21 protein-coding genes are annotated in these 22023 nt (G+C 59.7%); all 21 read right to left on the reverse strand.

Annotated features, from left to right (window positions below):
• Window positions 1-41: 41 nt before the first annotated feature.
• Window positions 42-1436 carry a F0F1 ATP synthase subunit beta gene (gene atpD, locus BG841_RS06090; RefSeq protein ID WP_070056843.1) on the reverse strand — a complete coding sequence of 465 codons (1395 nt, stop codon included), beginning with the start codon at window positions 1434-1436 and terminating at the stop codon, window positions 42-44.
• 55 nt (window positions 1437-1491) lie between these two features.
• The gene (atpG, locus tag BG841_RS06095; RefSeq protein WP_070056844.1) at window positions 1492-2361 is read right to left on the reverse strand and encodes a F0F1 ATP synthase subunit gamma; all 870 of its coding nucleotides are present in this window, start codon (window positions 2359-2361) and stop codon (window positions 1492-1494) included.
• A gap of 71 nt (window positions 2362-2432) precedes the next feature.
• Complete coding sequence (gene atpA, locus BG841_RS06100) at window positions 2433-3977, reverse strand: F0F1 ATP synthase subunit alpha (protein WP_070056845.1); 1545 nt, start codon at window positions 3975-3977, stop codon at window positions 2433-2435.
• 28 nt (window positions 3978-4005) lie between these two features.
• On the reverse strand, window positions 4006-4542 hold the full coding sequence (locus BG841_RS06105) for a F0F1 ATP synthase subunit delta (RefSeq protein ID WP_070056846.1): 537 nt from the start codon (window positions 4540-4542) through the stop codon (window positions 4006-4008).
• Between the two features lie 15 nt (window positions 4543-4557).
• Window positions 4558-5028 (reverse strand): F0F1 ATP synthase subunit B, encoded by a 471-nt coding sequence (locus BG841_RS06110; protein WP_070056847.1) that lies wholly within the window; start codon window positions 5026-5028, stop codon window positions 4558-4560.
• Window positions 5029-5124: 96 nt separating this feature from the next.
• Window positions 5125-5352 (reverse strand): F0F1 ATP synthase subunit C, encoded by a 228-nt coding sequence (atpE, locus tag BG841_RS06115; RefSeq protein ID WP_070058711.1) that lies wholly within the window; start codon window positions 5350-5352, stop codon window positions 5125-5127.
• 59 nt (window positions 5353-5411) lie between these two features.
• Window positions 5412-6275, reverse strand: coding sequence for a F0F1 ATP synthase subunit A (gene atpB, locus BG841_RS06120; protein ID WP_070056848.1), 864 nt, complete (start codon window positions 6273-6275; stop codon window positions 5412-5414).
• Window positions 6276-6290: 15 nt separating this feature from the next.
• On the reverse strand, window positions 6291-6683 hold the full coding sequence (locus BG841_RS06125) for an ATP synthase subunit I (protein WP_070056849.1): 393 nt from the start codon (window positions 6681-6683) through the stop codon (window positions 6291-6293).
• Window positions 6684-6889: 206 nt separating this feature from the next.
• Window positions 6890-7762 (reverse strand): ParB/RepB/Spo0J family partition protein, encoded by an 873-nt coding sequence (locus BG841_RS06130; RefSeq protein WP_070056850.1) that lies wholly within the window; start codon window positions 7760-7762, stop codon window positions 6890-6892.
• 48 nt (window positions 7763-7810) lie between these two features.
• Window positions 7811-8605: a ParA family protein gene (locus BG841_RS06135; RefSeq protein ID WP_070056851.1), complete on the reverse strand. Its 795-nt coding sequence runs from the start codon at window positions 8603-8605 to the stop codon at window positions 7811-7813.
• 23 nt (window positions 8606-8628) lie between these two features.
• Window positions 8629-9270, reverse strand: coding sequence for a 16S rRNA (guanine(527)-N(7))-methyltransferase RsmG (gene rsmG / locus BG841_RS06140; RefSeq protein WP_070056852.1), 642 nt, complete (start codon window positions 9268-9270; stop codon window positions 8629-8631).
• 33 nt (window positions 9271-9303) lie between these two features.
• Window positions 9304-11190 carry a tRNA uridine-5-carboxymethylaminomethyl(34) synthesis enzyme MnmG gene (mnmG, locus tag BG841_RS06145; RefSeq protein ID WP_070056853.1) on the reverse strand — a complete coding sequence of 629 codons (1887 nt, stop codon included), beginning with the start codon at window positions 11188-11190 and terminating at the stop codon, window positions 9304-9306.
• Between the two features lie 349 nt (window positions 11191-11539).
• Window positions 11540-13417, reverse strand: coding sequence for an MFS transporter (locus BG841_RS06150; RefSeq protein ID WP_070056854.1), 1878 nt, complete (start codon window positions 13415-13417; stop codon window positions 11540-11542).
• A 27-nt stretch (window positions 13418-13444) separates the two neighbouring features.
• Window positions 13445-16552, reverse strand: coding sequence for an efflux RND transporter permease subunit (locus BG841_RS06155; protein WP_070056855.1), 3108 nt, complete (start codon window positions 16550-16552; stop codon window positions 13445-13447).
• A 2-nt stretch (window positions 16553-16554) separates the two neighbouring features.
• A complete protein-coding gene (locus BG841_RS06160) occupies window positions 16555-17649 on the reverse strand; it encodes an efflux RND transporter periplasmic adaptor subunit (protein WP_070056856.1) in 1095 nt (364 codons plus the stop codon).
• 99 nt (window positions 17650-17748) lie between these two features.
• Window positions 17749-18693, reverse strand: a complete 945-nt coding sequence (locus tag BG841_RS06165) for a DMT family transporter (RefSeq protein ID WP_083260193.1) — start codon at window positions 18691-18693, stop codon at window positions 17749-17751.
• 30 nt (window positions 18694-18723) lie between these two features.
• Window positions 18724-19470, reverse strand: coding sequence for a substrate-binding periplasmic protein (locus tag BG841_RS06170; RefSeq protein WP_070056857.1), 747 nt, complete (start codon window positions 19468-19470; stop codon window positions 18724-18726).
• Between the two features lie 74 nt (window positions 19471-19544).
• Window positions 19545-19907: a substrate-binding periplasmic protein gene (locus BG841_RS17320; protein ID WP_228141609.1), complete on the reverse strand. Its 363-nt coding sequence runs from the start codon at window positions 19905-19907 to the stop codon at window positions 19545-19547.
• The gene (locus BG841_RS17325; protein ID WP_228141610.1) at window positions 19904-20290 is read right to left on the reverse strand and encodes a hypothetical protein; all 387 of its coding nucleotides are present in this window, start codon (window positions 20288-20290) and stop codon (window positions 19904-19906) included. The genes BG841_RS17320 and BG841_RS17325 overlap by 4 nt, the downstream gene beginning before the upstream one ends.
• Window positions 20291-20364: 74 nt before the next feature.
• Window positions 20365-21111 carry a substrate-binding periplasmic protein gene (locus tag BG841_RS06180; RefSeq protein ID WP_074454295.1) on the reverse strand — a complete coding sequence of 249 codons (747 nt, stop codon included), beginning with the start codon at window positions 21109-21111 and terminating at the stop codon, window positions 20365-20367.
• A 75-nt stretch (window positions 21112-21186) separates the two neighbouring features.
• Window positions 21187-21933, reverse strand: a complete 747-nt coding sequence (locus tag BG841_RS06185) for a substrate-binding periplasmic protein (RefSeq protein WP_070056858.1) — start codon at window positions 21931-21933, stop codon at window positions 21187-21189.
• Window positions 21934-22023 lie beyond the last annotated feature (90 nt).

Below are 22023 nucleotides of genomic sequence, written 5' to 3' on the forward strand. Positions count from 1 at the left end.
TCGGTTGCCTCTCTGGTCGATCCGGTAATGGTGGCTTGGGGTTACTTATCGCCCTTGCTCTTCATTGCCTTCGCTTTCTCGACCGCTTCCTCAATGGATCCTACCATGTAAAACGCCTGTTCGGGCATATCATCGTAGTCGCCGTTAAGAATGCCCTGGAAGCTGCTGATGGTCTCCTTCAACGGCACGTACTTACCGGGGGCACCGGTGAAGACTTCAGCAACGTGGAACGGCTGCGACAGGAAACGCTCAATCTTACGGGCGCGGAAGACGGTCAGTTTGTCTTCTTCTGACAGCTCATCCATACCCAGAATGGCGATGATGTCCTGCAGTTCCTTGTAGCGCTGCAGGTTGTTCTGCACGCCACGGGCGATGTCGTAATGTTCCTGACCGATGATCAGCGGGTCCAGCTGACGAGAGGTGGAATCCAGCGGATCGATCGCCGGGTAGATACCCTTGGAGGCGATGTCACGGCTCAGTACCACGGTGGCATCCAGATGCGAGAACGTGGTGGCTGGCGAGGGGTCAGTCAAGTCATCCGCCGGTACGTAGACCGCCTGGATCGACGTGATCGAACCGTCTTTGGTGGAGGTGATCCGCTCCTGCAGCTCACCCATTTCCTGGGCCAGCGTCGGCTGGTAACCTACCGCAGAAGGCATACGGCCCAACAGGGCGGATACTTCGGTACCGGCCAGGGTGTAACGGTAGATGTTGTCAACGAACAACAGTACGTCACGACCTTCGTCACGGAACTTCTCCGCCATGGTCAGACCGGTCAGCGCCACACGCAACCGGTTTCCGGGGGGCTCGTTCATCTGCCCGTAGACCATCGCTACTTTGTCGAGGACGTTGGAGTCCTTCATTTCGTAGTAGAAGTCGTTCCCTTCCCGGGTACGCTCACCGACACCGGCGAAAACCGACAGACCGGAGTGCTCTTTGGCGATGTTGTTGATCAGCTCCATCATGTTGACGGTCTTACCAACACCGGCACCACCGAACAGGCCGACTTTACCGCCCTTGGCGAACGGGCACAGCAGGTCAATAACCTTGATTCCGGTTTCCAGCAGGTCGGATGAGGCGGCCTGCTCCGCGTAACTGGGTGCCTTGCGGTGAATACCCCAGCGCTCGTCTTCACCAATCGGGCCCTGTTCGTCGATGGGACGACCCAGAACATCCATGATGCGGCCCAGAGTCTTCACTCCGACCGGTACGGAAATGGGTTTGTTGGTGTTTTCTGCTTTCAGGCCACGCTTCAGGCCTTCGGTGCTGCCCATGGCGATGGTGCGTACAACGCCGTCGCCCAGCTGCTGCTGAACTTCCAGTGTTGTTTCACCACCCTCAAGCAGCAGGGCGTCATAAACGTTGGGTACGGAGTCACGTGGAAATTCCACGTCGATAACCGCGCCAATGATCTGAACGATTTGTCCGCTACTCATGCTCGGTTCCTCGTTATCTAATAGTCTCTAAAACCTGTTGGATCGTGGGTCTGGATCAGACCGCGGTAGCGCCGCTTACGATCTCGGAAATCTCTTGGGTAATCGCCGCCTGACGCGCCTTGTTGTAGACCAACTGCAGTTCGTCGATGATGTCACCCGCGTTATCGGTCGCGCTCTTCATGGCGATCATTCTGGCGGCCTGTTCGCACGCCAGGTTCTCCACCACACCCTGGTATACCTGGGATTCGATAAAGCGTGGCAGAAGACCATCGAGGATCTCCCGGGGCTCGGGCTCGTACAGATAGTCCGGCTGTCGGACATTCAGCTCCGCATCGGCCTTGTCACCGGAGGGAAGCGGCAACAGCTGCTCTACCCGGGGGGTCTGCGTCATGGTGTTCACAAACTCGTTGTGCACCAGATACAAGCGGTCGATTTTGCCTTCGGTGAAGGCATCCAGCATGACTTTGACGTTACCGATCAGATGCTCGGCGCTCGGGTTGTCACCCAACTGGGTCAACGCAGCCACCACATTACCGCCGTAGTTGCGGAAAAAGGACGCGCCTTTCTGCCCGATTGCACAGAGATCGATGCCTGCGCCTTTCTGGTTCCACACCGCCATTTCACCGGCGAGGGTTTTAAACAGGTTATGGTTCAGACCACCACACAGACCCCGGTCCGTCGATACCACGATATAACCGACACGCTTGACCTCGCGTTCGATCATAAAGGGATGCCGGTACTCAGAGTTTGCCTTCGCAATGTGTCCGATAACCTGCAGCATCTTTTCTGCATAGGGACGCGTGGCCTGCATGCGCTCCTGAGCTTTACGCATTTTACTCGCCGCCACCATTTCCATGGCGCTGGTGATTTTCTGCGTGTTCTTGATGCTCGAAATCTGGTTACGTATTTCTTTTCCGATGGCCATAACTCACTGCCCTTTCAAGTTAGACACCCGCTGTGACGAAACCGGCCTGCGACGGATCGCAGGCCGACTTGTTACCAGCTCTGAGTGGTCTTGAATGTCTCAAGTGCAGCTTTCAGGCCGGCGGCGATGTCATCGTTGTAATCGCCGTTTTCGTTGATCTTGGCCAGAAGCTCAGATTGCTCTGCGCGCATCCAGTCAATCAGCTGGGCTTCAAAGGCCACAACTTTGTCCACATCAACGTCATCCAGGAAGCCTTCGTTGGCTGCGTACAGCACGGTACCCATTTCAGCCACGGTCATCGGGCTGTACTGGTTCTGCTTCATCAGCTCGGTAACCCGCTGCCCGTGCTCCAGCTGCTTGCGCGTGGCTTCGTCAAGGTCAGACGCAAACTGCGCAAACGCCGCCAGTTCGCGGTACTGGGCCAATGCCAGACGGATGTTACCACCCAGCTTTTTCATGATCTTGGTCTGCGCGGCACCACCTACCCGGGAGACCGACACACCTGCGTTCATCGCCGGACGGATGCCGGAGTTAAACAGGTTGCTCTCCAGGAAGATCTGACCGTCGGTGATGGAGATCACGTTGGTCGGTACGAATGCGGATACGTCACCGGCCTGGGTTTCGATGATCGGCAAGGCGGTCAGAGAACCGGTTTTACCTTTCACTTCACCGTTGGTGAACTTCTCAACGTAGTCGGCGTTGACGCGGGATGAACGCTCCAGCAGACGGGAGTGGAGATAGAACACGTCACCGGGGTAGGCCTCACGACCGGGTGGACGACGCAACAGCAGGGAAATCTGACGGTAAGCAACGGCCTGTTTGGACAGGTCATCGTAAACAATCAGGGCATCTTCACCGCGGTCACGGAAATATTCACCCATGGAGGTGCCGGAGTACGGCGCCAGGAACTGCATGGCGGCCGGATCGGCGGCGCCGGCGGCGACGATGATGGTGTGATCCAGAGCACCGTGCTCTTCCAGCTTGCGCACCACCGCCGCAATCGACGACTGCTTCTGGCCGACGGCTACGTAGATACACTTGATGCCGGTGTTCTTCTGGTTGATGATTGCATCGATGGCCACCGCCGTCTTACCGATCTGACGGTCACCGATGATCAGCTCACGCTGGCCACGGCCGATGGGTACCATGGTATCGATGGCTTTCTGACCGGTCTGGACCGGCTCATCAACCGACTGACGCTCGATTACACCGGGCGCGACTTTTTCGATGGGGGAGGTCAGGCTGGTGCCCAGATCGCCTTTACCGTCGATCGGGTTACCCAGACCGTCGACCACCCGGCCCAGCAGTTCCGGACCGATGGGTACTTCCAGAATGCGGCCGGTGCACCGGACTTTCTGACCTTCCGCCAGATCTTCGTAGTCACCCAGAACAACCGCACCGACGGAGTCGCGCTCGAGGTTGAGCGCCATGCCGAAGGTACCGTTGGCAAATTCAATCATCTCACCGTACATGACGTCGGCAAGACCGTGCACCTCTACAATGCCGTCATAGACGGACAGGATGGTGCCTTCATTTCTCGTTTCGGAAGAGAGATCGAGTTTTTCAATTCTCTTCTTGATGATGTCACTGATCTCGGATGGATTCAGTTGCTGCATGCCTTTATCCTCAAACCTTGTGCTGAAATCAGGAGCCCATGGCGTCGGCCATCTTGGCCAGCTTTCCACGTACAGACGCATCAATGACAAGATCACCGGTGCGGACAATCACACCACCGATGATGGATTTGTCCAAAGATGCCGTGATTGACACTTTGCGCTCAAGCTTGGCTGACAATACCTGGGTTAGCTTCTGCTGTTGTTCGGCCGTCAGCTCGTAAGCGGCGGTTACCTCTAGATCAACCGTACGCTCCAGATCAGCCCGATACGTGTTGAACAGCGCTGCTATCTCGGGAAGCAGAGCCAGTCTGCGATTCTCAGCAAGGAGTTCGAAGAAGTTGCGCTGGTGCTCAGAGACGGTTTGCTCCGTCACGTCCAGAATCAACTCGGCCTTCTTCACCTCTTCCATACCCGGATTCGCGAGAAGCTTTTCTATTACGTCGTTCGCGGCGACAAAGCCTGCATAGGTCAACAGCTCAGACCACTCCGCCAGCTGCTGCTGGTCTCGAGCGGCCTGAAAAGCGGCCTTTGCATACGGGCGTGCCAACGTTCTCGGTTCTGCCATGATAAACCTCGTCGTTTAGAGTTCTGCCGCCAGCTTGTCCAGCATTTCGCTGTGCTTGTTGGCATCGACAGAGGTTTCCAGGATTTTCTCAGCACCCGCGATGGCAAGTGTCGCCACTTCGGCCCTGAGTGCATCCCGAGCCTGAACACGCTCCTGGTGAATTTCCGCCCGGGCCTGCTCGATGAGCTTTTCGGCTTCTTTGCGGGCTTCGTCTTTAGACGCTTCCACAATTTGAGCGGCGCGTTTGTTGGCCTGTTCAATGAGGACAGCAGCTTCTTCTTTGGCCGTGCGCATTTTTGCGGCGGCGTTCTCCTGAGCAAGCTCAAGGTCCAGAGAAGCCCGGTCAGCAGCGGAGAGACCATCGGCAATTTTCTTCTGGCGTGCTGCCATGGCTGCGGTAACCGGCGGCCAGACAAACTTCACGCAGAACCAGACGAAAATAGCGAAGGCAATCGATTGCCCTATCAACGTAAGGTTTATATTCACGGCAATATACCTCTTGCTATTCGTTGCATGCTGGAAACCAAAAAGCCGGGCGCCCGGTTCTGAGGATCAGAACAGCACCCGTGTTTTTTGGCAGTGTTAGCCAGCAACAACAAAGATCAGGTACATCGCGATACCAACACCGATCATGGGTACCGCATCCAGCAGACCGGCCATGATGAAGGTTTTAACCTGCAGCTGGTTAGCCATTTCGGGCTGGCGAGCGGTTGCTTCCAGCAGTTTGCCACCCAGAATACCAAAGCCGATACCGGTAGCCAGTGCGCCCAAGCCGATAATGACCGCTGCTGCCATGTACACCATTGACATATCCATCAAGAACTCCTCAGTTTTTCATTTGGTTAAGGGTTTGTTTTTTAAAGCGTAAATCAGTGATCTTCGTGCGCTGATGCCAGATATACGATGGTCAGCATGGTAAAGATAAAGGCCTGCAGCGGTACCACCAGAATGTGGAAGATGGCCCACGGCAGGTTCAGCGTCCACTGAATCCAGAAGGGCAGCAACGCGATCAGGATAAACACCACCTCGCCGGCGTACATGTTCCCGAACAGACGCAGTGCCAGACTGATGGGTTTAACGATCAGTACCAGGACTTCCAGCACCAGGTTGACCGGGATCAGGGCCCAGTGGTTGAAGGGCTGCAGACTCAGCTCTTTGGCAAAGCCGCCCACACCCTTTACTTTCAGGCTGTAGTACAGAATCAGGATGAACACACCAATGGAGATCCCAAAGGTGGCGTTGGGATCGGTGGTCGGTACGATCTTGAAATATTCCAGACCCAGCGCCTGGGCCAGTACCGGGATGAAATCCACCGGGATGAACTTGAGCGCGTTCATCAGCAGGATCCACATGAAAATGGTCAGGGCCAGGGGCGCAATGATCGGGTTACGGGCGTGGAAACCGTCGCGCACGATGCTTTCGATGAACTCGATGCACACTTCAACCACGTTCTGCAACCCACCAGGCACCCCGGTGGTCGCCCGCGTGGCCACAAACCGGAACAGGCCCAGGAACAACACCCCCATGGCGATGGACCAGCCAAGGGTGTCCACGTGAAACGCCATGAAGCCCATGTCGGACGCTTCCTGCGCGGTGTGCGCGAAGGTCCAGGTGGCTTCCTGAAGTTGGGTTACCGTGCCGTCTGTGGCGACGCGCTCATAACCTTCAGGAAGCTTTCCATAGGTCAGGTTCTGAAGGTGATGCTTAATGTACTCTACTGGAGTATCAGCCATACCGCTCTCATTCAGTTATCGCCGTGGTTGCGGCCGTATCAGCCAGCGCACCGCGCTGCCCGTTACAACCATCACGGCAAAAGTGAATAACAGAGCCGGCACATGTACCGGCTCCATTAAAGTGAAAACTGCCGCAAAAGACGCTGCGGTAAGGGCGATTTTGGTGGACTCCGCCCGAAACAAATTCCCCACCATCAGACGCACGTGACGGGCGCCTTCGTAACGATAAACCTGATGCGCAAAATACGCGTTTGGCACCACCACAATAAGACCGCCCAAAAATGCGGAATAACCGGCCAAACGTCCGTCCAACACCCACACCAGGCTCAGAATGATCAACACCAGCAGGTCAACAGCAAACCATTGTGCTATCGGTGGCCGGGTGATTCTATGTTGCTGCAATTTCATATCATCAGCCATCATTCCAAGCGCGCGGAATTATATGTGTTAAGCGGAAGGTGTTCAACCGGATGGTTCAGAATTTCTGGATAAAAATCGACCAAAATTACGCTCGGCCGGGTTCGTTTATCACAACTTGTGTTGGCGACAGATTACCGTAACGACATGTGGTGGTTGGCTGGCATCCGCCGTCGCAAATATTTTTTTCCCCGCGGTTAGCGGATGTGGCCGAGAATGCCGTCCAACTCGTCCAACGAGCTGTATTCGATCACCAGCTTGCCTTTGCCGCGCTGGTTGTGGGCAATGGACACCCGGGCCCCGAGTCGCTCGGCCAGGTCGTCCTGCAAGGCACGGATGTTCGGGTCCAGCGCCCGCGGCTCGGGCTTTGGCGCAGTGGCTTGCTGCTGCAGATTGCGCACCAGCGCTTCAGTCTGGCGCACCGACAAAGACCTGGCCACCACCTGCCGGGCCACCTGCAATTGCTGCTCCGGTGGCAGGGTGAGCATGGCCCGGCCATGGCCCATTTCCAGATCGCCGTGCTCCAGCATGATGCGCACGTCCTCGGTCAGCCCGATCAGGCGCAACAGATTGGTGATGGTGGTGCGGGACTTGCCCACCGCTTCGGCCACCTGCGCCTGGGTCAGCCCGAACTCATCCTGAAGCCGCTGCAGGGCAAACGCCTCTTCGATGGGGTTGAGGTTTTCCCGCTGGATGTTTTCGATCAGCGCCATGGCAATGGCGGCTTCATCGGGCACGGTGCGGATAATGGCGGGGATACGGTCCAGCTCCGCCATTTGCGCGGCCCGCCAGCGCCGTTCGCCAGCGATCAGCTCGTATCGGCCTTCCGCGAGCGGCCGCAACACCACCGGCTGCATCACCCCCTGTTGGCGGATGGAATCAGCCAGTTCCTGCAGGGCCGCGGGATCCATGTCACGGCGGGGCTGATACTTGCCACGTTGAATCAGGTCCACGGGCACGTCCCGCAATTCGCCGTCCCGCGCGCTACTCTCCTGCCCCAGATCCACTTTCGAGCCAGCCAGCAAAGCGCCCAGGCCACGCTCACCCAATCCTCGTTTTTTTGCCGCCATGTTGCTAGTCATCTGTCCCTATGTGTATCAGTCGGTGTGCAGGCCATCTTACACGGCCACGGCTGACGATGTCTTTTGAGTGCCGTGACGCCTCACCATTTCACCGGCCAGTGCCAGATAGGCAATGGCTCCCTTGGAAGTCCGGTCATACGCCAGCGCCGGCAAGCCGTAGCTGGGTGCTTCAGCCAGCCGGACGTTGCGGGGGATGACGACTTTATACAGTTTATCGCCAAAGTACTCAGTCAGCTGGGCGGACACGTCCAGGGTCAGACTGTTGCGCGGGTCGTACATGGTGCGCAGAATTCCTTCAACCTGCAGATTGGGATTGACCACCTCCTGAATCTGCTCGATGGTGTTCATCAGGGCGGCCAGCCCTTCCAGCGCATAGTACTCGCACTGCATCGGAATCAGCACGCTGTCCGCTGAAGACAGGGCGTTCACCGTCAACAGGCTGAGGGATGGCGGACAGTCGATCAGGATGTAATCGTAATTGTTGCGCACCGCGCCCAACGCCACCCGCAAGCGGTGTTCACGCCCGATTTCATTCATCAGCTCCACTTCGGCGGCGGTCAGATCGCCGTTGGCGGGGAGGATATCGAAGCCGGGCACCTCCAGGTGCTGGATCACTTCCGCCGCGCTGGCGCGCTTGGTCAGCAGGTCGTACCCGGACAGGGTCAGGGTGTTTTTGTCCAGTCCGCTGCCCATGGTCGCGTTTCCCTGGGGGTCCATGTCGATCAGCAACACCCGGCGCTTGGTGGCAGCCAGCGAGGCCGCCAGGTTGACGCAGGTGGTGGTTTTACCAACACCCCCCTTCTGGTTGGTCACCGCTATCACACGCGCCATGGTTGGTCTCCTGCCCTGGGCTCTTAATGGTTCGAATCACGATCAATAACAAGGAGGTGCCGTTCGCCGGAGCACCCCGGTACCGCCAGTGCCTGATGACTGCGCATCCGCCAGCCCGCGGGCAGCGCCGCCACTTCATCATCCGGAAACTGGCCTTTCATAGCAAGAAACTCACCGTCTTCCGCCAGTAAATGCCCGCACCAGTCCACCAGGTTGCGCAGCGCGGTGAACGCACGGCTGCTGATCTGCTGGTACAAAACGTCTGCCGGGCACTGCTCGGCGCGCCCATGGATGATGTCGACATTGGCCAGGTTCAGCTCAAGCACACACTGGGTCAGGAACCGGGTTTTCTTGCTGTTGCTGTCCAGTAGTGTAAAGCGCCGGTCCGGACATGCAATAGCCAGCGGAATCCCTGGCAGACCGCCCCCGGCGCCCACATCCAGCAGATGGGGCGCGGTCACGCGGGGCAGGATACTGAGACTGTCCAGCAACTGCCGTGACACCATCTCGGCGGGCTCACGCACCGCAGTCAGATTATAGGCCCTGTTCCACTTGTTCAGCAGGGCAAGAAAATCGAGCAGCCGCGTTTGCTGCTGCGCCGTGAGGGTGACCCCCAACTGCTGGAGGCCGGCGCCGAGCTGCTCGCGCCAAAGGGTTTCGGTCATTACGGTCGTCGTCATGGGTCGGTGGAGCGTGAATCAAGCCGGTGTATTACGCAGCAGGTCCCGCTTTTTCAGATGGATAAGCAGCTGTGAAATGGCCGCGGGGGTGACCCCCGGTATGCGCGACGCCTGGGCGATGGTCTCGGGGCGCACCGCCTCCAGCTTTTGCTTGATTTCATTGGACAGGCCGCCGATGCCATCGAGATTCAGATCGGCCGGCAGGCGGGTGTTCTCGTTGCGGCGCAACCGCTCGATATCGGCTTCCTGCCGCGAGATATAACCTTCGTATTTGATTTCGATCTCCACCTGGTCCGCCACCACCGGGTCATCGGCACGGGCGCCGCTGATGGCGGCAATCTGGTCGTAGCCGATTTCCGGCCGCCGCAGCAAATCGGCAAGGGTGGCGTCCCGCCCCAGCGGCTGCTTGAGGTAACCGTTGGCGATGGTGGCAGCCTCCGTGCCCGGGTGAATGCGGGTGGTGTCCAGGCGGTTGCGCTCCCGGGCAATGCTGTCGCGCTTGTGATTGAACCGGGCCCAGCGGTCGTCGTCCACCAGACCCAGCGTGCGGCCGGTTTCCGTCAGCCGCAGGTCGGCGTTGTCTTCCCGCAAAATCAGCCGGTATTCCGCACGACTGGTGAACATCCGGTAGGGCTCGGTGGTGCCCATGGTGATCAGATCGTCCACCAGCACGCCGATGTAGGCTTCATCCCGACGCGGGTACCAGGCTTCTTTACCCTGCGCCTGCAGGGCGGCGTTGAGGCCCGCCAGCAAGCCTTGAGCGCCGGCCTCTTCGTAACCGGTGGTGCCATTGATCTGGCCGGCAAAATACAACCCCTGGATAAACTTGGTTTCCAGAGTGTGGCGCAAATCCTGTGGGTTCAGGTAATCGTACTCAATGGCGTAACCGGGCCGGGTAATATGGGCGTTTTCAAAGCCCGGAATCGAGCGCACCGCCGCCAACTGGATATCAAACGGCAGGCTGGTGGAAATACCGTTCGGGTAGAGCTCATGGGTGGTCAGACCTTCCGGCTCGACAAACACCTGATGGGAGTCTTTGTCGGCAAACCGGCTGACCTTGTCCTCGATGGAGGGGCAATACCGTGGGCCGACGCCCTCAATATGGCCGGCGAACATGGGCGAACGGTCAAATCCGCTGCGGATGATGTCGTGGGTTTGTTCGGTGGTGCGGGTGATGTAGCAGCACACCTGTCGCGGGTGCATATCCCGGGAGCCGACAAACGACATGACCGGCGCAGGCTGGTCGCCCCACTGTTCCTGCATCACCGAGAAATCCACGGTGCGGGCGTCGATGCGCGGCGGGGTCCCGGTTTTCAGCCGGCCAATGTTGAACGGCAGCTCCCGCAGGCGCTGGGCCAGCGCGTTGGCCGGCGCATCGCCGGCACGGCCACCGGCGTGGTGCTGCATGCCGATATGGATCACGCCGCCCAGAAACGTACCGGTGGTCAGCACCACGGTGCGGGCATGAAAGCGGATACCGGTTTGGGTCACCACCCCGGTGACCCGCTCCCCTTCCACAATCAGGTCATCGGCGGCCTGCTGGAACAGGGTCAGATTGGGCTGGTTTTCCAACAGGCTGCGAACCGCCGCCTTGTACAATACCCGGTCTGCCTGGGCGCGGGTGGCCCGCACCGCGGGCCCTTTGCGGGCATTCAGGGTGCGCAGCTGGATCGCGGCTTTGTCGGTGGCCAGCGCCATGGCGCCACCCAGGGCGTCGATCTCTTTCACCAGATGGCTTTTGCCAATGCCACCGATGGCGGGGTTGCACGACATCTGGCCCAGGGTTTCGATGTTGTGGGTCAACAGCAACGTGGCCGAGCCCATGCGCGCGGCCGCGAGAGCGGCTTCTGTACCGGCATGGCCGCCACCAATCACAATAACATCGAAACGGGTTGGAAAATCCACACGTCACCTCGGGAAAAGGGTAAATTCAGGCGGGCGAGTATACCCTTTCGGGCGGCAAATTGCAGTCCGAATGTGCATTTTTTGACCAACCGGCAAATTGCCCGGATCAGGGCGGCGGGTGTCTGCGATTCCGGACATGCCAATCCATGAAACACACAAGCATATCAGGTGCTTGGGACACTCTATTGAAATAACTTTTGAATAAAGTTATCCACAGATTTCAGCCGCTTTTCGGGCCTGCCAACAGCACGCAAGTCATTGTTTTGTCGTTTAAAAGAAAAGTGCGCCCGACCCTTATCCGATAATTATCCATGCACTTATCCACACCCCGCGCGGCCTGCAATCCCGGTCAGGCCCGCGCGCCCCGCAGTTTGCTCACAACCTCCTCGAGGGTTCGCGCGCTGGCCTGGTCGGGGGGAATGGGCGCGGCCGCAAGCAGCTCGATCCGGGACCAGAACCGCCGCGGTAGCCGGGTCAGCGCCGGGCCGCCGCGATGGCTGAAGAAACTGCCCCACAGGCCCCGCAACGCCATGGGCACCACCGGTACCGGGCGACGCCTCAGGATGGTCTCTACCCCATTGCGAAACGGCGCAATCTCACCGTCCTGGGTCAGCCGGCCTTCGGGGAAAATGCACACCACCTCGCCCGCATCCAGGGCCTGGTCAATCCGCTCGAAGGCGGCCTGATAGACGTCGGGCACCTTGCGGTAGGGACCGATCGGAATGGCCTGCACCTGCCGGAAAAAGAACCCCAGCAGCGGCGTCTTGAAAATGTGGTAATCCATAACAAAGCGGATCGGACGGCGCACCGCGCCCGCCATCACCAGCGCATCCATATAGGTCACATGGTTGCACACCAGCAACACCGGTCCTGCTTCCGGGATGTTTTCCAACCCCCGATGCCGGACCCGGTAAATGGTGTGCGACAGGATCCAGATCACCAATCGCAGGGCGAACAGCGGCACCTGCTGATACACAAACCCGGCCACCACCAGATTCATGATCGCCAGCACCAGGAAAAACTCGGGGATACTCAATCCGAAAACCCCCAGAAACAGGATTGCCAGTAACGCACTGATCACCATGAACAGCGCATTGAACACGTTCAGGGCGGCAATAATGCGGGCACGCTTGTCTTTCGCTGTCTGTTGCTGGATAAACGCGTACAAGGGCACGATGAACAGCCCCCCGAACACCCCTATTCCCAGCAGGTCCAGGGCGATGCGCCGGTAACCCGCGTCCGTCAGCACAAACAGCCAATCTGCGGCCACCGGCTGCGCCGGCATGCTCAGATACAAGTCGAGGCCACACACGCTGAGCCCCAGCGAGCCCAGGGGCACTATGCCCAGCTCCACCCGATGGCCCGACAAGCGTTCACACAGCAGCGACCCGAGCGCGATGCCGATGGTGAAGATCGCCAGCAGCAGGGTCACCACGGTTTCATCACCCAGCAGTTCGGTTTTGGCAAAGTTGGGAAACTGGGTCAGATAGGCCGCGCCCATGAACCAGAACCAGGACACCGCCATGATGCTCAGTAACACCGAGTGCTGTTCCCGGGCCAGCGCCATCAGTCGCCAGGTCTCCTGCAGCGGCCGCAGCCTGACGTTCAGGGCAGCGTTACCGGCCGGGGTCACCGGTACCTGCCGGGCCGCCAGGTAGCCCAGCAGCGCCATCACCACTACCGCCACCGCGGCCACCCGTTGCGGATGAGCACTGCCCATCAGCACACCGGCGGCAATGGTGCCCAGCAATATGGCCACGAAGGTGCCCATTTCCACCAGCGCATTGCCTCCGACCAGCTCCCGGTCCGACAGGATCTGCGGCAGGATGGCGTACTTGACCGGGCCAAAGAAGGTGGACTGGGTGCCCATCAGGAACAACAACACCAGCAACAGGGGGTACCAGCTGAACCACAAGCCCACCGCAGCCACCAGCATGATGCCGATCTCGATCAGTTTGACCCGCCGGATCACCAGGGATTTTTCGTATTTATCGGCGACTTGCCCGGCGATCCCGGAAAACAGGAAAAACGGCAAGATGAACAAAAAAGCGGCAAAGTTAACCACCACATCCACCGACAACCCCAGCAATCCGCCGGCGGTGTAGGTCACCAGCAGCAACAAAGCATTTTTAAACAGATTATCGTTGAAGGCGCCGGAAAACTGGGTCAGAAAAAACGGCATAAACCGGCGTTGCTGCAATAACCGGAGCTGGCTGTGTTCGGCCATGGAAATATCCTTTGGGTGTTATTGTGGTCAACTCTTGTCGGTCTCGGCCGCGCTCAGCCGCCCCAGCTCCCGGGCCACCGCACTCGCCGGTTTGGCAAAACGCGCCAGCAGATTGTAGAGCACCGGGATGATGAACAGCGTCAGGGTGGTGGCAAACAGCAGCCCGCCGATGATCACCACGCCGATGGCGGCCCGGCTCTCGGCACCGGCGCCACTGGCGATCACCAGCGGGATGGCCCCGAACACGGTGGACACAGTGGTCATCAGCACCGGCCGGAAACGCAGAATGGCCCCTTGCAAGATCGCCGTCTGCACCGGGTAGCCCCGATCCCGCAACTGATTGGCAAATTCAACGATGAGAATGCCATTTTTGGCCATCAATCCGAGCAGTACGATCATGCCAATCTGACTGTAGATGTTGAGACTGATGCCCGTGGCCCACAGGGCGACCAGGGCACCGGTCACCGCCAGAGGCACTGACAGCATCACAATCAGGGGGTGTATCCAGCTCTCAAACTGGGCCGCCAACACCAGAAACACTATGACAAACGCCAGCCCGAAGGTGAGGTAGACCGCCGCGGTGGATTCGGCAAATTCACGACTCAACCCGGTGTAGCTGACCCGGGCTTCCGGCGGCAGGGTGTCCATGGCCAGATTGGTCAGGTCCTGCAACGCGGTCCCCAGATCGTAACCTTCCGCCAGGGAACCGGTGATGGTAACTGCGGGCAAGCGGTCGACCCGGCGCAAGCTGGGGTTGGCACCCAGCTCTTCCAGACTCACCAGGGCTTGCAGGGGGGTCAACTCCCCGCCGCTGCGGGGGCGAAGGAACACCTTGCCCAGATCCTCCGGTGTGGCCCGTTCCGCGTCGTTGGCCTGCATGATCACATCGTATTCCCGGCCCCGGTCCAGGTAGCTGGTCACTTTGCGGGACGCCAGCAGGGTCTGCAGGGTCAGCCCGATGTCCTCCAGAGTGATATCCAGATCGGCGGCGCGGTCCCGATCCACCTGCACCCGCAGTTCGGGGCGGGTCAGCTCAAAGTCGGTGTCCAGATTCAGTAACTTGGGATTGGCCTTGGCCCGTTCCAAAAGTTCCTCGCTCCAGGCCTGCACGGTCTCGTAATCGGGACCGCCGATCACCAGTGCCAACGGCTGGCTGAATCCTCGCTGCCCCAGCCCCGGCGGGTTAATGGCGACGGTGCGCACTCCCGGTACGGTCGCCAGTTTCGGCCAGAGTTCAGCGGTAACGCTCTGTTGCTTGATGTCCCGGGTGTCCCAGGGGGTCAGCCCCATGATCAGGAACGCGGTGTCTTCCCGGTTGCGGAAGCCGACAATCGCCAACAGACGCTGGGCGGTACCTTGTTCTATATAAGGCAATAACAGCTGTTCCACCTTGGCCACGTGATGGTCGGTGTACTCGACGGTCGCACCCCGCGGCGCTTTCACCGGCATGATCACCACGCTGCGGTCTTCGATGGGGGCCAGCTCCTGGGGCAATTGGGGAAAGATCACCGCGGCCAGCACCACCCCCGCCAGACCGGTTCCCAGCACCGCCCCGGGCTGACGCAAGGCCAGTCCCAGCAACCGCTCGTACCCCCGGTTGAGGCCGGTCAGCAGACGCTCACTGACCCGCCCGCCCCCGCCCTCCGAAGCCCCGCCGGGAGAGCGCCGGAGCCACTTGGAGCACAACATTGGGGTGAGGGTGAGCGCCACCAGACTGGACACGATGACCGCCGCCGCCAGGGTAAAACCAAATTCGGCAAACAGCCGGCCGACGTTGCCCCCCATGAACGAGATGGGCACGAACACCGCCACCAGGGTCAGGGTGGTGGCAATCACCGCAAACGCCACCTGTCGGGCACCCCGATAGGCCGCCAGCAACGGCGGCTCACCCTCATCGATGCGGCGCTGGATGTTTTCCAGCACCACAATGGCGTCGTCCACCACCAGCCCTATGGCCAGAATCACCGCCAGCAAGGTGAGCACATTGATGGAAAAGCCGAGCAACCCCAGACCGATAAAGGCACCAATCACCGAGACCGGAATGGTGACCGCCGGAATCAACGTGGCCCGCCACGAACGCAAAAACGCGAAGATCACCAGAATCACCAACGCCACCGCGATTGCCAGGGTGATCATGACTTCGCTGATGGAGGCCCGGATGAACACCGATTCGTCGTAGCTTTCGGTGATGGTCACTTCCGGCGGCAGGGTGCGGCGAATCTTGTCGATCTCCGCCTGCACCTGATTGGACACCGCCACGGTGTTGGACTTGGACTGGCGGATGATCCCCAGACCTATCCCGGTCTGGCCATTGGCCCGCAATCGCCCGGTGTCCGACTCCACCCCCAGCTGCACGTTGGCGACCTCCCCCAGGCGCAGAAAATCATTGCCGTCGCGGCGCACCACCAGATTACGGAACTCCTCCACCGACTGCAGCCGCCCCTCGGTACGCACGTCGAAGGCCCGACTGACGGCGCCCACCGAACCCGCCGGCAACTCCACGTTATTGGCCCGCAAGGCCCGCTCCACCTCCGCCACGGTCACTCCCCGCGCGGCCAGACGCTCCCGGTCCAGCCATACCCGGATGGCATACCGGCGCTCGCCCCCGATAATCACATCAGCCACCCCGTCGACCACCGACAGGCGGTCGACCAGGACCCGGCTGGCGTAATCACTGAGTTCGGCCCGGTCCCAGGTGTCGCTGCGCAGGGTCACCCACATCATCGGCCGGGCGTCGGAATCCGCCTTGCGCACCACCGGTGCATCGGCCTCTGCCGGCAAGCGGTTCAGCACCCGCGACACCGCATCGCGTACATCGTTGGCGGCGATGTCGATATCCCGGGAGGTTCTGAACTCAATGGCGGTGCGGGAGCGGCCCTGTTCGCTGCTGGATTCCAGCGAGCGGATCCCCTCAAGCGCGCTGATGGCGCCTTCCAGCACCTGGGTGATCTGGGTATCGACCACATCCGCGGCGGCCCCGGTGTAGGTGGTGGTGATGGACACAATCGGCGGATCGATGTCGGGGTATTCCCGCACCGGCAACCCCAGCAAGGCCGCGAGCCCGAACACCAGGATCAGCAGACTGACCACGGTGGCAAACACCGGCCGTTTGATCGACACATCGGACAACACCATGGTCAGTCTTCCCGGCGCAACGCGAATTTGCTGGCCGGAATGGCTGCATCATCAGCCATCACCTGCACCGCATCGCCGGTCGAGAGCCGGTCCTGGCCGGTAATGATGACCCGCTCCTGTGCGGCCAGACCGGTGGTCACTTCGACCGAACCGGGCTGGCGACTGCCCAGGGTCACCGAAAGCCGCACCGCCTTGCCGTCTCTTTCTACAAACACATAGGCATCGTTACCGCGAAACAGCACCGCTTGCTCGGGGATGACCAGGGCCTCGCGGGTCTGCAGAATGAGGGCGACCGACATGAACTGGCCGGGACGCAGACGTCCATCGCGGTTATCCATCAACGCCCGCACCGCCAGCGATCGGTTCAGTTCGTTGATGCGCACCCCCAACGCGGCCAGTTCACCGGTAAACACCTCGTCCGGGTAGGCCTGAGTACGCGCCTGCACCTGCTGGCCTGCGTGGAGCTGACCGATAAAGCGCTCCGGCACCGCAAACTCCAGCTCCATCTGGGCAATATCGTCCAGTGTGGTGATCACCTCGGCCGCACTGAGGTAACTGCCGACCGTCAGGCTGTTCAGGCCGGTGATGCCGGCGAAAGGCGCGGTGATGCGATGATGGTCAAGTTGGGTCCGGGCGGCCACTCGCCGGGCCCGGGCCACCTCCAGATTGGTTCTGAGCTGGTCCAGTTGGGATTGGGCGATGCTGTTATTCTGGTGCAACCGGGACGCCCGTTCATACTGGCGCCGGGCATCGTCAAACTCGGCTTCCGCCACCTGCAATTCGGCCCGGGCCTGGCGGTCGTCCAGGCGCACCAGCAATTGCCCGCGGGCGACCTGAGCGCCGGGCGCCAGGTTCAGCTCGACCACCTTGCCACTGACCTCCGTGGTCAAAGCCACCGCCCTGCGGGATTGCAGACTGCCCACCGCAGTCAGGCTGTCGTTCACCGGCTGCGCTTGCGCCAGCACAATGTTGACCATGGCGGCTGGACGCTGCCGGGCTGACGGCTCCGCCCCGGGCGCCCCGATATAGGGATACACCAACGCCGCTGCAACCACGCATGCCAGGATAGCCAGTGCTACCAGCCACTGCTTTACCATAGTGCTGTCTCTGTCCAATCACTTCTTGAGGATATCAGGCCACCATACCCCAGGGCAGGATTAATGCGCCACCGGGCGCCCGCAGGCTTAACCTGAAATTTACGCTTTGGCGGACGGACGGGGCTGATTTTTAATCACCACCAGCGCCACGCCGGTGACCGACACCAGCCCCCCGGCAATCGCCAGCAAGCCCAGGCGTTCATCGAACAGGATAAAGGCTTCCAGAGCGGTCACCGGCGGCACCAGATAAAACAGGCTGGCCACCTGGGACGCGGCACCGCGGCGGATCAGCATCATCAGCAACAGGATGGCGCCGATGGATACCCCCAGCACCAGCCAGGCCATGGAGAGGACCAGTTGCATGTGCCAGACCACCTCGCGGGTTTCAAAGGCAAAGGCCCCGATGGCAAAAAACACACTGGCGGCACAGTATTGAATGAAGGTGCCGGCCACCAGGTCGATGCTTTCGCCGTGGCGTTTCTGATAGACGGTGCCGATGGAAATACCCACCAGCGCGATCACCGCCCACAGCAGGGCCCACCCGGGGAAGCGGTCGACCTGCGCGCTGCCGCCCATTTTTTCCAGCAACACCAGTCCAATACCCAGCAGCCCCAGCAACAAACCTGCCCACTGCCGCAGGTTAATCGCTTCCCGCAACAGCAGCACCGCCGCCACCGCCATCACCAGCGGTTGCAGGCCGACAATCAGCGATACCACGCCGGAGGGCATGTTGCCATAGATGGCGTAATAGACCCCTCCCAGATACAAACCGTGCACCAGCAAGCCGGTGACCGCGGTGTGCATCGCCCCTTTTGCGGAGGGCCATTTGACCGGTAACACCCAGACCAGCACCAGCAACAATACCAGGGTACACCCCATGCGGTAGAGCAGCAGGGTAAACGGTTCGGCGTAGGGCAAACCGTATTTGGCACCGATGAAGCCGGTACTCCACAGCCAGACAAACAGCACCGGCACCAGATACAGCCCCAGACGGGCGTAACGGGTGGTTACCGGTGATCCAGCCGGGTCCGGCTCAAGCGCCATCAGGTTTCTCCCGTATCAGCGGTGGCGGACTCAGAGCCCGTATTTGGTGCCGATGGCGTCATACAGACCATTGGCCCTGATGGTTTCCAGTGCCTGATTGAGTGTCGCGATAAGGTGGTCCGGCGTGTCCGGATTCATGGCCAGATAGAGATCGACACTGTTGAACGAGAATACCGGCACCAGACCTTCGACGTCCTGCTGGGACGCCAGATAGGGCCCCCCCAGGCGCTCCGCCAGCCACAGATCGATCTGTCCCAGTTCGAGGCGCTTCGGGTTGAGGTCGTCGCTCTCCAGCAGGGATACCGTGTGGCCACGCGCTTGCAGATAGTCGGCGCCCACATCGTTGCGATAGCCGCCGATGGTCTTGCCTTTGGCGTCCGCCAGTCTGTTCATCTTGAAGGTGCTGCCCGGGGGCGCAAAAATCGTCCATTCGTTCTGGGCCAGGGGGCCCACCCACTTGAACAGGGGCGCGCGATCGTCTGTGTAGGTGGTGCAGAAGATGCCGTGATTGACCCGGGTCTGGGCCCGGGTGTACCCGTAGTCCCAGTTGCGCAGTTTCATCACGTAGTCGATGCCCGCCTGCTCGATCACCGCTTTTGCCCGTTCGGCGCAGATGCCATCAATATTGCCGGCACTGTGTTCAAAACCCCGCCCCTGGGTGCTCATGTTAAACGGGGGGTAGTTCTCCGTGTACACGTATAATTTTTCCGCGGCAACGGCAACCGAGGTATTGACCAGTGCCAGCAGTGCCAGCATCAGCGGCGGGATGAAACCCATAACGACAACTCCTTGTAACAGTGTGAGTGGGCAAGGTCCCGTGACCCTGCCCGGGGTGGGGAATTCAGACCCGCTCAGAGCCCGTATTTGGTGCCGATGGCGTCATAGATGCCATTGGCCTTGATCTCTTCCAGCGCCCGGTTGAGCTTGTTGATGGTTTCATCCGGGGTGTCCAGGTTCATGGCCAGGTACAGGTCCACACTGTTGAAGGTAAACACCGGCACCAGTCCCTCCACATTCTGCTGGGAGGCAATGTAGGGGCCCGCCAGGCGATCCGCCAGCCACAGGTCGATCTGTCCCAGTTCCAGTCGCTTGGGGTTGAGGTCGTCACTATCCAGCAGGGAGACGTTGTAGCCCTGTTCCAGCAGGTATTCGCTTCTCACATCGTTACGGTACCCACCGATGACCTTACCCTTGGCGTCCTCCAGTCTGTTCATCTTGAAGGTGCTGCCCGGGGGCGCAAAAATCGCCCACTCGAACGGCGCCAGGGGGCCCACCCACTTGAACAGGGGGCCCGGGCTTCGGTATAGGTGGTGCAGATGATGCCGTGGTTGACCTTGGTCTGGGCCCGGTTATAGCCATAGTCCCAGTTACGCAGTTTCATCACATAGTCGATGCCCGCCTGCTCGATCACCGCTTTTGCCCGCTCGGCACAGATGCCGTCAATCTGATCGGCGCTGTGCTCGAACGCCCGCCCCTGGGTACTCATGTTATAGGGAGGACCATTTTCGGTGTACACATACAGTCGCTCGGGAGCAGCAACGGCCGAGGTATTGACCAGTGCCAGCAGTGCCAGCACCAGCGGTGGAATGAAACCCATGAAAACAACTCCTTGAAACAGAAAAGCCGGACAAGGCACCAGGACCCTGTCCGGGGTGTATTCACCGGGCCTGGTTAGAGCCCGTATTTTGTGCCAATGGCGTCGTACATGCCATTGATTTTGATCGCTTCCAACGCCTGGTTGAGTCTTTCAACCACGGCATCGGGCGTGTCCAGATTCATGGCAAGATACAGGCCCACGTTGTTGAACGAGTAGACCGGCACCAGGCCTTCCACATTCTGCTGCGAGGCATAGTAAGGCCCTCCCAAGCGCTCGGCAATCCACAGATCAATCTGTCCCAGCTCCAATCGTTTCGGATTGAGGTCGTCGCTCTCCAGAGCGGAGACCTTATACCCCCGTTCCAACAAATACTCGCTGCGTACGTCATTGCGATAGCCGCCAATGGTCTTGCCCTTGGCGTCTTCCAGCCTGTTCATTTTGAAGGTGCTGCCCGGGGGCGCAAAAATCGTCCATTCGTTCTGGGCCAGGGGTCCCACCCACTTGAACAGGGGGGCCCGGGCTTCGGTATAGGTGGTGCAGATGATGCCGTGATTGATTTTTTGCTGGGCGCGGGTGTAGCCATAGTCCCAGTTGCGCAGCTTCATCACATAGTCGATGCCCGCCTGCTCGATCACCGCTTTCGCCCGCTCGGCACAGATGCCGTCAATCTGATCGGCGCTGTGCTCGAATGCCCGCCCCTGGGTGCTCATGTTGTAAGGGGGGTAGTTCTCCGTGTACACGTAGAGTCTTTCTGAGGCACCGACAACCGAGGTGGTGACGAACGCCAGCAGGGCCAGTATCAGTCGTGGAATGAAAACCATGGGAACAGCTCCTTGCAACAGTATGCCCGGGCATCAGGCATGAACCGTACCCGAGCGTGAACGCATGACGAGCCATCAGAGTCCATATTTGGTTCCGATCGCGTCGTACATGCCAGTTGTTTTTATTGTGTTCAGCGCGCGGTTGAGCGTGTTGACAACGTCGTCTGAAGTTTCCAGACTCATGGCCAGGTACAGGTCGACATCATTGAATGAATACACCGGTACCAGTCCTTCTACATTCTGCTGAGCCGCAAAATACGGTCCGGCCAGACCGTCGGATATCCACAGATCTATCTGCCCCAACTCCAGTCGTTTCGGATTAAGATCGTCGCTTTCCAGAGCCGAGACCGTGTAGCCACGCTCCAGCAGAAATTCGGTCATAACATCGTTACGGAACCCGCCGATGGTCTTGCCGCGGGCATCCTCCAGCGTGTCCATGGTGAAGGTGCTGCCCGCAGGCGCAAAAATTGTCCACAGGTTTTGGGTCAAGGGGCCCACCCACTTGAACTCGGACGCGCGGCTGTCGGTGTAGGTGGTGCAAAATATGCCGTGATTGGCCCGGTTTTTCGCCCGGTTATAGCCATAATCCCAGTTGCGCAGCTTCATGGCGTAGTCAAAGCCGGTGTGGGCAAACAGGGCTTTGACCATTTCGGCGCAGATGCCATCGATGGAATCGCGGCCGTGCTCGTATTCCCGCCCCTGGGTGCTCATGTTGTAGGGCGGAAAATTTTCCGTGTACACGTACAGTTTTTCTGAGGCCACCGCGGCAGCTGGGTTGACGACTGTCAGCACGGCCAACAGCAATGGCAAAACAAAACCCATGGAACAACTCCTTGAAAAGACTACTTTTGGCCTGTACCTGGCCAAAGCGTAGTCAGATCATTGAGCGAATGCCGCACAAGGTCAATAGTG

It is taken from the genome of Marinobacter sp. X15-166B (assembly GCF_001752365.1).
GTDB lineage: Bacteria > Pseudomonadota > Gammaproteobacteria > Pseudomonadales > Oleiphilaceae > Marinobacter.